The organism is Pelagibacterium flavum, assembly GCF_025854335.1.
GTDB classification, from domain to species: Bacteria; Pseudomonadota; Alphaproteobacteria; order Rhizobiales; family Devosiaceae; genus Pelagibacterium; species Pelagibacterium flavum.
This window is the reverse complement of sequence record NZ_CP107716.1, coordinates 2,330,580-2,342,409: the sequence shown is the minus strand read 5'-3', so window position 1 is coordinate 2,342,409 and position 11,830 is coordinate 2,330,580. Positions and strand designations below refer to the sequence as shown.

Here is an 11,830-nt window from a genome sequence, read left to right as displayed (position 1 = left end):
AAGGCGTTAAAACCGCCCTCGGCAATTGGTCAAATGGTTAGCGACTGGTAGAGAGCCTCGATCTCGTCGACCATGCGGGTCAGCGAGAAGCGCGAATGGACGAATTCACGGCGCGCCTCTGCTTCGGACTCAAAAGAGGCCGGGTCGGCAAGAAACGCCGCCATGGCATCTTTGAGGGGCGCGGAATCCTCGGGCGCAATCAGGCTTTGCGACGTCGGGCCGAAAATTTCTCCGATCCCCCCAACATCGGTGGCGATGACCGGCCTGCCAGCCGCCGCCGCTTCCATCACAACGTAGGGCAGCGACTCGGCACGAGAGGGGACCAGAACGCACCGTCCGCTTGCGAAAATCTCCCGCGCGGGACGAATGCCGGCCAACCTGACGCGATCGGTTAGTCCCATTTGGCCGATGCGATCACGCAAAGCTGCAGCGTCAGGGCCGTCGCCAGCCATGATGATACTGGCGGGGCGACCATCTGGTGCCTTGAGCGGTGCCAAGGCCTCAACGATCAGATCGATGCCCTTGAGAGTCCGCAATTCACCGACAAAGGCAAAATCTGCAGCATCGGGATTGGGATTTATGGGGATGAACTCGGCCTCGGCTAATCCGTTGTGGATCACCTCCTGTCGCCCGTGTGGCGGACTGACATGGGAGGCAAAGGTCGTCTGCGCATAGCGGCTTTCAAAGATCAGCGCATCCGTCAGCCGCAAGAGCGTGCGTTCGATAGTCATGAACGCGCCACCCGACAGCGAGCGCGGATCGAAATGCAGCGCACCCCCATGCGGCGTGTAGACCGCGCGGGCCTGCTTTCGACCTATACGCGCCAGCCTGGCGCCAAAGCCGCCCTTGGCGCCGTGCCCGTGCAGGATGTCGGCCCGCAATGACTTGGCCAGTGCACGAATCTTGTAGGGGGTCGTGATGTCCTGCGGCCCCAGCAGGCGCGGGATGGAGAAGCGATGGATGCCCAGTGCGGCGAACGGCGCGATGGTCGCCAGCTTGGCGTCGGATTGCGCATCGCCACTTTCATCCACCACGATGCCGATCTCGTGTCCCCGTTCTGCAAGGGTGCGCGTGAGATCGGCAACATGGCGGAAGAGGCCGCCGACCGGAGCGCGCATGACCTGCAGAATGCGCAGGCTGTTGTTGGCCACAGCTCAGATCCAGCGTTCTGCGATAACGATGGTATCGCCCGGCAGGATCGGGAAGTCGAGTTCGACGCTCCCTTTGACCATCTCGTTGCCCTGGCGGCGGTAAATTGTTGCGGTGTTGCGGTTTGCCGTATCGGTAAAGCCGCCCGCAGCACTGATCGCGGCCCGCACCGTCATGCCGTAGGAATAGGAGTATTGCCCGGAAGAACCGACTGCACCCTGGATGAAAAAGGGCCTGTATTCAGCAACTTCCACGGCAACGTTGGGGTTTCGCATATAGCCGGCAGCCAGAGCCGATGCGACCTTGCGCGACAGCGCTTCGGTGGTTGCGCCGCGGGCCTGCACCGCGCCCACCAGCGGCATGGCGATGGCGCCGGAATCGTCGACCCGGTAGGTGTTGGTGAGGTTGGCATCGCCGTAAACGCTGACCCGCAGTACATCGCCGCTGTCGAGCAAATAAGGCCCGCTCTGTTCGACCAGATAGGTGGCCGGGCGTCCGCTATGTGCGCACGCGCCCAAAAAAAGCGGCAACAAAAGCAAGGCTAGGCGCAGCCGACCCATCATATCCGTCCCGTTTCATGCAGTGAGCTTACGTCTCCCACGTCATGGTTAAAAAGCTCTTAGCGCGAGCCGGGCGAAAAGGGGGCTTAACCGAATGCTTACCATGTCGGGGCGATAAGCGCGTGACGAACGAAGGGCGACCAAATGAGCGATTCCGCATCCGGGGCAGATAGGTCCGAGGAAAGCATAGACGCTGGCGTCATTCTCAAAGCGGTGTTCTCAAAGCTGCTTCGCATCGGGTTTGTGACCGTGCTGCTGCTGGCGGCCGCTTATGTGGTTTTGCAGTTTGTGCCCAGGCTCTATGAATCCCGGGCCGAACTTCTCGTCGAGCCACGCAGTACGGCCTATACAAGCGCCGCGAGCAATCAGAGTGCTGAAACCTATTATATCGACATCGCGACCGTTTCGAGCCAGATCGAATTGATCAAGTCGCGGGACACGATCCTTGCTGCCGTGGAGACTGCGGCGCTCGGCGACGAGTCAGCCTTCGAGGGGTGGAGCGACAACAGGATCATTGGCGAAATCGCTGAAAACCTTGTCGTGACGCAAGAACGCAGCTCCCGGCTGATTTCGGTGGCCTATCGCCACACCGATCCTGAATTGGCGGCCAGGGTCGCCAATGCCATCGTTCGGGCCCACGTCCAGAGGCGGGCTGGCCAGCAGATATCCGATACGGTCGACGCGACAGCGTGGCTGCAACAGGAAATCGACCGGTTGCGCCAAAGCGTTGTCGCTGCGGAGCGGGCCATCGCCGATTACCGAGTTCAGAATGATTTGTTTACGGGGTCCAACAACGAGAGCCTGACCAATCAGCAGCTCTCCAATTTTTCGTCACAGATCACCGCAGCCAACGAGCGGCGCAATGCAGCCCAGTCACGAGCTCAACTGATCCGGAGCCTGCTTGAATCCGGGCAGTCGGTTGGCGGGGTCTCTGATGTGCAGGCTTCTTCTGTCGTGCAGCAGCTTAGCCAGGAACTGGCGCGCCTGCAGGGAGAGCGCGCCCAGCAAGCGGCAACATTCCTGCCCAGCCATCCCACGATCCGCGCGCTCGACGCCCAGATCGCCGAAATCAATTCCCAGATTGCCAGCGAAGGGCGCCGGGTCGCCCAAGCCCTGGAAGCTCAGGCTCAAATCGAGGCCGATCTTGAGCAGTCCCTCCGCGCTGAACTCGATCGGGTCAAAGTGACCGCTGGTGCCGATACCATCGAAGGTGTCGGCCTCGCCGAGCTCGAACGCGAGGCAGCTGCGCAGCGCGAACTGCTCAACGCCTATCTGCTGCGCTTCACCGAGGCGTCGGCGCGGTCTGACATGAGTTCGGCGCTGCCCGACGTGCGCATCGTCAGTGAAGCTGTGCCGGCATCTTCGCCCGCATCGCCGAAGTCAAGCCTGGTGCTCCTTGCGGTCGGCGTTGCTTCGGTTCTCCTGCAGACTGGCGCTGTTATTTTCTCTGAGCTCTTGTCGGGCCGCGCGCTGGTCGAACGGACGGTGCGCAAAGTCAGCTCCGAGATCAGCGAAGAAAAGAATGCCGCGGGCACACCGGCTTTGGCAGACGAGGCGGCCAAGCCGGCATCTTCACCTCCGTTGGCGATAATCGGTCATCGGCCTCCAGCGGACCTTATCGACACCGAAATCGAAGCGCTCGCCGCCAGCGTCCTGGCGCGGCTCGACAGGTTGGTCATTGTTGCGTCCGACCGCGACGACGAGGAAAGCCTTGCCTTTGCCGAGCGGCTCACGGCCGCGGTGGTGGAAAACGGCCAGAGTGTAGCGGAAATCGATGCGGCGAGTGGTCAGCAGGGCATAGAGATGGGGCTCACCGATCTATGCGCGGAAGGCGCCGACTTCGGAGATGTCGTGCACCGGGGTGCTGACGACCGATTTGCCTTCGTGCCCTGGGGACAAGGAACCCGGCTCAACCGCAACACCGAACGCGTTGCTACCCTGGTTGATGCACTGTCAGATATCTATGAGGTTATCGTTGTTGTGACGGGCCGGGTCGGCATGACCTCGAGCCTGCCGCTCTTTGCCGGCGTTGAGGGCAAATGTGTCCTGCTCTCCTCGATAGGGGCCAGCAACAGTGCTGCCGCCAGGGAAATCGGCGCGCTCGGCTTCTCCGATGTCCGCATCATTGCGACTGCCGAAGCGCAGTCCGAAGTCGCCTGAGCGAACCAGGTGCCCCGTTACGGAGTTTACAGGGCTGCCTTTGAGGCATTGGCACTACCGGGGATTGCGGCCGGACTGCGGCGGTTTTCGGCGGCGCGCGGGCTCATCTTTACCCTGCACAGGGTTTTGCCCGATGCCCCGGCAGCATTTTCGCCCAACTCCATCCTGCAGATCCGGCCCGACTTTCTCGAAGCTGTCATCGTGCGTGCGCGAGAGGCCGGTTTCGATATCGTCGATCTCGACGAGGCTACAAGGCGCATCGCGAGCGAGGATGCCAAACCCTTCATCGTTCTCACTTTTGACGACGGCTATCGCGACAATCTCGTCCACGCCTTGCCAATCCTGCGCAAGCATGCGGCTCCCTTCACCCTCTATATCCCGACCGGTCTGATCGATGGGGTGGGGCTGGTCTGGTGGCAGGCGCTTGAGGATATCATTGCCGCCAATGACGTCGTTGTCGTTGAGATGCCCGAGGGACCGCACTACGGCGATGCGGGAACATTGGAGCAAAAGAATACCACTTTTGCTCACATCTACCAGCGCTACCGCAAAATGCCCGAACCTCAGCGCGAGGCGTCGATCAGGACGCTGGCGCAGCGCTATGGCCTCGACCTGGGGGCGCACTGCCGCGGTCTCATTATGGATTGGTCCGAGCTCAGGACGTTCACCGACGAGCCGCTCTGCACTATCGGCGCGCACACAGTCCATCATTACGAGCTTTCAAAGCTTGACGAGAACCAGATGCGGGCCGAGATTGAGCAATCGGCCAATGTGCTCGAAGCCCAGTTCGGCACGCGACCTCGCCATCTGTCCTATCCCATCGGCGGCGTTGCCGCCGCCGGGCCGCGCGAGTTTGCCGCCGCGACCGACCTTGGATTTGCCACTGCCGTGACCACGCGCCCGGGCGGCCTCTACGCCGAACACGCCGCCCACCTCAACGCGCTGCCTCGCGTGTCGCTCAATGGATTGTTTCAGAAACAGCGATTCATTGACGTGTTCCTGACCGCCGAAGTGTTCACCCTGATGCGGCGCGGTCGTCGGCTCGATGTGGAATAAGGTCAGGTGTCGGGACGCTGCATCCAGCGTATCACGACCATTGCAGGAAACACCCATGCGAGACCGAACAGAACGAAAAAGCCAAGGTGCACGAGGTTGTGTGCGCCCACCAGCCACAGTTCGTAAATCCACAGGCCCAGCGCCGTCCACACGACAAGCGTCAAAAGGGTCAGTCCTATGCCGATGGCTTTGCGCTGGCGCTGGGTCATTGGTGTCTCCATACTGCGGCGTTTGTTATCATTGCCATCCGCCGGACATCCCATTAGCACTTCGGGCAGGATTGACAACTCCGGTACGCTCACTGTGTCTGCCATCGCTTCAGCTGGTTCCGCATCGCTCGATTACGACCGCATTCGGCCCGTCCGCATCTGGCTCTATTGCCTGGCGGCGTTCGTTTTGCTGATCGTGGTGGTGGGCGGGGGTACGCGGTTGACCGAATCCGGTTTGTCGATCACCAGCTGGAAGCCTATTTCCGGTATCATCCCGCCGCTTTCCGCCGCTGACTGGCAGGCCGAATTCGAGGCGTATCAGCAGATTCCGCAGTACCGTCTGGTCGAAAGTTGGATGGGCGTCGATGAATTCAAGTTGATCTTCTGGTGGGAATGGGGGCATCGCTTCCTTGCGCGCATGCTCGGTTTCGCTTTCGCCGTTCCCTTTGTGATCTTCCTTGTCCAGCGCCGCATACCCAAAAGTCTCGTCTGGCCGATGGCGGGTCTGTTTGTTGCCGGCGCTTTCCAGGGGTTTCTGGGCTGGTGGATGGTGTCCTCGGGTCTTTCAGAGCTGACCTCGGTTTCCCAATACCGCCTCGCCGCTCATCTATGCGCGGCCAGCGTTTTGATGATGGCGCTCGTCTGGGTGGCGAGAACGCTCGAGCCTCCTGCACGGGGCGCAGCGCCATCACGCGGATGGCTTGTTGCCAATTGGGTATTGGTTGCGTTGCTGTTTATCCAGATCGGGGCAGGGGCGCTCGTTGCCGGTCTCGATGCCGGATTTATCTACAACACCTGGCCACTGATCGACGGTGTGATCGTGCCTGAAGGGCTGTTCACCCTCGACCCGGCCTGGCGCAACATCTTCGAGAATATCCTCACTGTGCAGTTCAACCACCGGAACCTTGCTTACCTCATCACCGTCTACGCGCTTGTCCTGTGGTGGCGTGGCCGCAAAAGGTCCGACCTTGCAGGCGTTCACGCCTGGTTGCCGCGCATTGCGATGCTTGTCGTGTTGCAGGTTGCAGTGGGGATCACGACGCTGTTGTCGGTGGTCAATATTCCCATCGCGCTCGTTCATCAGGCGCTGGCTTTCACACTGGTCGCGATGGTAATCGCCTATCTCTCTGATATGCATAGGATTTCTGTGCGGTAAAATTATACCGCAAATGTAAGTCATTGTTATAAAATAGAAATCACTTTGTACTTGACGACCTTTGCGGCCGCCTGTATCACCCGCGTCGAAATGGCCATTCGCAAGTCTGGCCGGGGAAGGGCCGTCGGCTTCGGCGGCCTTGTCTCGTAAGAGATATCCAAAAGGATCAAGAACAATGAAAACCTACTCGGCCAAGGCTGGCGAGATCGACAAGAAGTGGGTTTTGATCGACGCGGAAGGCCTGGTCGTGGGCCGTCTCGCTGCGGTCATCGCCACCCGTCTGCGCGGCAAGCACCTGCCGACTTTCACTCCCAATCAGGACATGGGCGACAATGTTATTGTCATCAATGCCGACAAGGTGAAGTTCACCGGCAAGAAGCTCGATGACAAGCGCTTCTACTGGCACACCGGCTATCCCGGCGGCATCAAGGATCGCACCATGCGCGAACTGCTTGAGGGCCGTTTCCCTGAGCGCGTCGTTGAAAACGCCGTGCGCCGTATGATGCCGGGCGGCCCGCTGACCCGTGCCCAGCTCAAGAACCTGCGCGTTTACGCCGGTGCCGAGCATCCCCATGAAGCCCAGCAGCCCGAAACTCTCGATGTTGCCGCGCTCAACACCAAGAATGTGAGGGTGAAGTAATATGTCCGAGACCATCAACTCCCTCGAAGACCTCGGCACGGCTACCGACTCCAATGTCGAAGCGGCACCGGTTTATACCCAGAAGCTCGACAGCTATGGCCGCGCTTATGCCACTGGCAAGCGTAAGGACGCCGTTGCCCGCGTGTGGGTCAAGCCCGGTTCGGGCAAGATCACCGTCAACGGCAAGGAATTCACTGCCTATTTTGCCCGTCCGGTTCTGCAGATGATCCTGCAGCAGCCCATCGTGGCGACCGAGCGAGTGGACCAGTATGACGTGATCGCCACTGTCGCTGGTGGTGGTCTGTCCGGCCAGGCCGGCGCCATCCGTCACGGTCTGTCCCAGGCGCTGACCCACTACGAGCCCGAGCTTCGACCGGTCCTCAAGAAGGGTGGTTTCCTGACCCGCGACAGCCGCGTGGTTGAACGCAAGAAGTACGGCAAGGCCAAGGCCCGTCGCTCCTTCCAGTTCTCCAAGCGTTAATCCATCGCTTCCCGGTTTTTGGAAAGGCCCGCTTCCGGCGGGCCTTTTTTGTTGCTACGGGGCTGGTCATCGACCGATTGCATCTTATATAGGCACCTCTGGCCGGAGGGCGAATTTCCATGAACATGCAAATAACGACCGCAGAACCCGCGGTTGCGGTCATGGGTCTTAACAAGATCTATGATACGGGCTTTCAAGCCCTCAAAGACATCAATCTTGACATCAGGGTGGGCGAAATTTTCGCGTTGCTCGGCCCCAATGGTGCGGGAAAGACCACGCTGATCGGCACGATATGCGGCATGGTCCGGCCCACCGACGGGCAGATTCTGGTCGGCGGACATGACGTCGTCACTGAATTCCGCAAGACACGAGCCATGATTGGCATGGTGCCCCAAGAGTTGAGCGCGGATCGCTTCGAGACCGTATGGGCCACCGTCTCGTTCACCCGGGGCCTGTTCGGAAAGCCGCGAAACGATAAGGTGATTGAAAAGATTCTGCGTGACCTTTCGCTCTGGGATAAACGCAACGACAAGCTGATTACGCTTTCGGGCGGCATGAAGCGGCGCGTGTTGATCGCCAAGGCCCTCAGCCACGAACCGAAAATCCTGTTTCTCGACGAGCCCACGGCGGGTGTCGACGTCGAGCTCCGGCGCGACATGTGGAACGTTGTGCGCGAACTGCGTGAAAACGGCGTCACTATCATTCTTACTACCCACTATATCGAAGAAGCCGAGGAAATGGCCGACCGGATCGGGGTCATCTCGAATGGCGAGATCATTCTGGTCGAGGAAAAGACCGAACTCATGCGCCAGCTCGGCAAGAAAGACCTTGCCGTGCAGTTGCAGGAGCCGCTTAAGGCCTTGCCGCAATCGCTAACCGATCTCGGGCTCAAGCTTTCCGATGATGGCGAGGAGTTGCGCTACAGCTATGACAGCCAGGCCGATCGTACCGGCATCGCAACCCTGATCGGTGCGCTTAACGCAGAAGGCATCAGTATCAAGGATCTGTCGACCCATCAGTCGTCGCTCGAGGAAATCTTCATTGGCCTTTTGAGGGACCGGACATGAACTATTACGCGATCAAGGCCATTTATATCTTCGAGATGGCGCGCTGGTGGCGCACAGTCACCCAATCGATCATTTCGCCCGTCGTTTCCACATCGCTCTATTTCGTCGTGTTTGGGGCAGCCATCGGCTCGCGCATCGAATCGGTTGAAGGTGTCAGCTACGCCGCCTTCATCGTGCCGGGACTGATCATGCTGTCGCTGCTGCAGCAATCGCTCTCGAACGCATCCTTTGGAATCTATTTTCCCAAATTTGCCGGCACGGTCTATGAAATCCTGACTGCTCCGATCTCCCATGTGGAAACGGTGATTGCCTTTGTCGGGGCAGCGGCGACGAAGTCGGTGATCTTGGCGCTCATCATTCTTTTGACGGCCAGCTTCTTTGTGGATCTTCAGATCCAGCACCCGATCTGGATGGTGACCTTCATGGTCTTGACCGCTGTCACCTTCTCGCTGATCGGCTTTATCATCGGTATCTGGGCGGACGGGTTCGAAAAGCTCCAGCTTATTCCGCTGCTCATCGTCACGCCTTTGGCTTTTCTGGGCGGCACGTTCTATTCGATCACCATGCTGCCCGAGACATGGCAGAATATCGCGCTGCTCAATCCCGTGGTCTATCTCGTTAGCGGTTTCCGCTGGAGCTTTTATGGGGTGGCCGATGTTGATGTCGGGATCAGCCTGGGCATGACGCTGGTTTTCATGGCCGCCTCATTGGCCATCATTACCTGGATATTCCGGACCGGGTACAAGCTGCGCGCCTGATCAGCAAAGACAAGCAGGCCGGCGGGTTCAGTCTCGATCGAGGCGCCGTCGGCTTTTTTTTACGCCAGCTTGCGTGCGCTGCGCGGCTGGTAGTTGGCCATCACCCGCTCGATGACCTTGATCGCCTTGCCGGTGCCATCTTCGGCACGCAATTGCTCGCCTATCTTTTCGGCATTGCGGGCAAAGCCGGGGTTGGAATCGAGCTGGCTCAACGCATCGGCCAGCGCCTCGGCTGTCAGCTTGCGGCGGCGAACCGGCTTTGGGCCGCAACCCAACTCATGCACGCGCCCGCCCCAATAGGGCTGATCGACCATTTGCGGAACGATGAAAGTCGGCTTTCCGAGTATCAGGCCCGACGCAGTCGTTCCCGCTCCCCCATGATGGACAACGGCCTTCACGTATTTGAAAAGTTGGTCGTGTGGGGCCCTGTCGATGACATAGACTTTGTCCGAGGGTAGGTCATCTGGCTTGATGCCTCCCCAGCCTCGCCCCACGACCACGCGGCCATTCCAGAATTTGAGCGCTTCGCGCAGGATGTCGGTATTTCGATCCGCGCCCCAGGGCATTGACCCAAATCCTACATAGATCGGCGGAGGACCCTTGGCGAGAAAGTCTTTGAACTCTTGGGAGGGCTGCCACCCGGAATTATCGGGCAGCATCCAGTAACCGGTGACGATCGAGGTTTTCGGCCAGTCGCGCGGACGTGGCGAAATAACTTCTGAATAAGCATTCAGCGTCCACAGCGGAGTGCCATCGGTGTCCTTGAAGAACCCGCCGTTTTTGCGCGGTCCCAGCCCCATCAACTCGCGGCGCAGCTTGTTGCGTGGCAGATTGTAATAGATCTGCTGCACCGTCATCGTCGAATAGGTCAGTCGGTTGATGGTTTTCCCGAAGGTCGGCCCGTAATAGATGCAGAGCGGAAACTCGCTGGTCGAATTAAGAGGCTGCAGCGCAGCGACGATCGCCGGGATATCGAGCGCTTCGGCGATATCGATCGAAAAGCTCGTGTTCATATTGAGCAGAATGCAATCGGCGCCCTGGGCCATATCCCAAGCGGCACGCGCGGCGCGATCCACGATTTTCTGGCCCTGACGGAGCAGGGCTGGGGCGTTGACCAGCAGGTTCTGGTTCATCGCGCGCTCAAACTGGCTCTGCTTGACGAATTCCTGCATCGAGGGGCCCAGGCTCCAAAACTCGATGCCATATCCGGTGACCATGGACTCGAAATCATCGGTGGTGCCGATGACAACCGAATAGCCTTGAGCGGTCATGGATCGTGCCAGGGCGACATAAGGTTGAACGTCACCTTGCGTGCCCAGTGTGGCCATCGCAATGCGCTTTGTCATCTTCACCTCAATACCCCTGCCGCGGCGGGTGCGCCAATGGCGCTTGGGTCATTTACATTGTCGTTACAGAGCATTATGACGACCCCTCGCGTGTTTCATTTACACAATCGGACAACGAGGGCAAGTCAGATGGAGTCGCCTAAGACAGCCGCACTTCTTGGTGCTTCCGGATATACCGGAGCTGATCTTTTGCGACTTGGCGTACGCCATCCGGGCCTCAAATTTGTGGCGCTGACCGCCAACACCCATGCCGGTAAGCCGATGGCGTCCGTGTTTCCGCATCTGGCCGTGGCCGAACTGCCCGACCTTGTGGCCAACGAGGACGTGGATTTCTCGGGCATCGACGTGGTGTTCTGTGGCCTTCCGCACGGAACGAGCCAGAAACTTGTTGCCAAAATCGCCCAAGAAAATTCCTCCCTGCGTGTCATCGATATGGGGGCCGACTTCCGCTTCCGCAATGCCGAGGACTACGGTCCGGTCTATGGCGCAGATCATGTTGCGCCTCATCTGCAGGAAAAAGCGGCGTACGGCCTGACCGAGCACAATCGCGACGCCATCCGCGACGCCAAGATCATCGCGTGCCCGGGCTGCTATCCCACAGCAACGCTTCTGGCGCTTCTGCCGCTGGTCAAATCCGGCGCGATTTCGACCGATGACATGATCATCGATGCCAAGTCCGGTGTCACCGGAGCGGGCAGGGCGCCCAAGCAGAATACCCTTCTGGCCGAAGCCGGCGAGAGCCTGACGCCCTATGGCGTTGGCGTGCATCGTCACGCGCCCGAGATCGAGCAGGAAATCGGACTGGTTGCCGGCAAGAAGGTGGCCGTCAATTTTACTCCGCATCTGATCCCGATGAGCCGCGGCGAGTTGATTACCGCGCACGTAAGGCTCGATGGTGCCAAGAATGCTGACGAGGTCCGTGCGGCGCTGAGTGATGCCTATGAAGGCGAGCCTTTTATCCGTGTGGCCGAAAAGGGCGTAATTCCCTCCACAGGCCACGTGCGCGGCTCAAACTATTGCGTCATCAACGTGTTTGACGACCGCATTCCCGGTCGGGTTATCATCATTGCCGCTATCGACAATCTGGTGAAGGGAAGCGCCGGCCAGGCGATTCAGAACTTCAACGTGGCCTTCGGCTACCCCGAGGCGACCGCTATCGAGGCTCTGCCGCTCTTTCCATAAGAGCGACAGGGCCGGTAAAGACCACGGCGCGGGCCGGTCTTAACAAAAGCGGACGCCCGTTCATAC

General features: G+C 59.5%; 12 protein-coding genes. 8 read left to right on the top strand and 4 right to left on the bottom strand.

What is annotated here, in order from left to right:
- Positions 1-29 precede the first annotated feature (29 nt).
- Positions 30-1,151 (bottom strand): glycosyltransferase, encoded by a 1,122-nt coding sequence (locus tag OF122_RS11700; RefSeq protein ID WP_264224420.1) that lies wholly within the window; start codon positions 1,149-1,151, stop codon positions 30-32.
- Between the two features lie 3 nt (positions 1,152-1,154).
- Complete coding sequence (locus OF122_RS11695; protein WP_264224419.1) at positions 1,155-1,709, bottom strand: polysaccharide biosynthesis/export family protein; 555 nt, start codon at positions 1,707-1,709, stop codon at positions 1,155-1,157.
- Positions 1,710-1,853: 144 nt separating this feature from the next.
- On the opposite strand from OF122_RS11695, the gene OF122_RS11690 reads away from it, so the two are divergent.
- Together OF122_RS11690 and OF122_RS11685 are read left to right on the top strand one after the other, a co-directional pair.
- A complete protein-coding gene (locus OF122_RS11690; protein WP_264224418.1) occupies positions 1,854-3,869 on the top strand; it encodes a GumC family protein in 2,016 nt (671 codons plus the stop codon).
- Positions 3,870-3,878: 9 nt separating this feature from the next.
- Positions 3,879-4,925 (top strand): polysaccharide deacetylase family protein, encoded by a 1,047-nt coding sequence (locus OF122_RS11685; RefSeq protein WP_264224417.1) that lies wholly within the window; start codon positions 3,879-3,881, stop codon positions 4,923-4,925.
- Between the two features lie 2 nt (positions 4,926-4,927).
- Here the strand turns inward: OF122_RS11685 and OF122_RS11680 are convergent, their stop codons facing one another.
- Entirely contained in the window at positions 4,928-5,134 is a 207-nt protein-coding gene (locus OF122_RS11680; RefSeq protein ID WP_264224416.1) for a DUF2842 domain-containing protein, read from the bottom strand.
- Between the two features lie 94 nt (positions 5,135-5,228).
- Here OF122_RS11680 and OF122_RS11675 point away from each other — a divergent pair, with 94 nt between their 5' ends.
- The 5 genes from OF122_RS11675 to OF122_RS11655 all read left to right on the top strand — a co-directional run bounded on the left by OF122_RS11675 (position 5,229) and on the right by OF122_RS11655 (position 9,236).
- On the top strand, positions 5,229-6,290 hold the full coding sequence (locus tag OF122_RS11675; protein ID WP_264224415.1) for a COX15/CtaA family protein: 1,062 nt from the start codon (positions 5,229-5,231) through the stop codon (positions 6,288-6,290).
- Between the two features lie 175 nt (positions 6,291-6,465).
- Positions 6,466-6,930 (top strand): 50S ribosomal protein L13, encoded by a 465-nt coding sequence (rplM, locus tag OF122_RS11670; protein WP_014130335.1) that lies wholly within the window; start codon positions 6,466-6,468, stop codon positions 6,928-6,930.
- Between the two features lies 1 nt (position 6,931).
- Positions 6,932-7,411, top strand: coding sequence for a 30S ribosomal protein S9 (gene rpsI / locus OF122_RS11665; protein ID WP_264224414.1), 480 nt, complete (start codon positions 6,932-6,934; stop codon positions 7,409-7,411).
- Between the two features lie 119 nt (positions 7,412-7,530).
- Positions 7,531-8,478, top strand: a complete 948-nt coding sequence (locus tag OF122_RS11660) for an ABC transporter ATP-binding protein (RefSeq protein WP_264224413.1) — start codon at positions 7,531-7,533, stop codon at positions 8,476-8,478.
- Positions 8,475-9,236 (top strand): ABC transporter permease, encoded by a 762-nt coding sequence (locus tag OF122_RS11655; protein WP_264224412.1) that lies wholly within the window; start codon positions 8,475-8,477, stop codon positions 9,234-9,236. Before OF122_RS11660 ends, OF122_RS11655 begins: the two co-directional genes overlap by 4 nt.
- A 59-nt stretch (positions 9,237-9,295) precedes the next feature.
- Here OF122_RS11655 and OF122_RS11650 read toward each other — a convergent pair whose 3' ends face one another.
- On the bottom strand, positions 9,296-10,582 hold the full coding sequence (locus OF122_RS11650; RefSeq protein ID WP_264224411.1) for a glycosyltransferase: 1,287 nt from the start codon (positions 10,580-10,582) through the stop codon (positions 9,296-9,298).
- Positions 10,583-10,711: 129 nt separating this feature from the next.
- On the opposite strand from OF122_RS11650, the gene argC reads away from it, so the two are divergent.
- Positions 10,712-11,764, top strand: coding sequence for an N-acetyl-gamma-glutamyl-phosphate reductase (gene argC / locus OF122_RS11645; RefSeq protein ID WP_264224410.1), 1,053 nt, complete (start codon positions 10,712-10,714; stop codon positions 11,762-11,764).
- Positions 11,765-11,830 lie beyond the last annotated feature (66 nt).